Here is a 349-nt window from a genome sequence, read left to right as displayed (position 1 = left end):
CAGACCCGCACCCGCCAGATACAGCTCACCGGCCACACCCGGCGCCACCGGACGCAACGCCGCGTCCAGCACATACACCTGCGTGTTCCAGATCGGCGCACCGATCGGCACCCGGTCGGCGCCCGGCACGTGCTGCCACGCCGTGACCTCCACCGACGCCTCGGTCGGACCGTACAGGTTGTGCACCCCGCAGCCGGGCAGCACCTCGACGGCCCGGTTCGCCAGCTCCGCCGGGAACGCCTCGCCCGCCACCTCGATCCAGCGCAGGCTGGTGCACTCCTTGGCCCCCGGCTCGGCGACGAACGCCTCCAGGAGCGAGGGCACGAAGTCGGCGCCGGTCACTCCCTCC

General features: G+C 73.1%; 1 protein-coding gene. It reads right to left on the bottom strand.

Annotation, left to right across the window (positions count from 1 at the left end):
- Nucleotides 1-349: AMP-binding protein (locus ADK65_RS04085; protein ID WP_159038713.1), on the bottom strand; the 349-nt coding region annotated here is incomplete at both ends.

Source organism: Streptomyces sp. NRRL B-1140, assembly GCF_001280065.1.
Taxonomy (GTDB): Bacteria; Actinomycetota; Actinomycetes; order Streptomycetales; family Streptomycetaceae; genus Streptomyces.
This window is presented reverse-complemented; position numbering and strand designations above follow the sequence as displayed.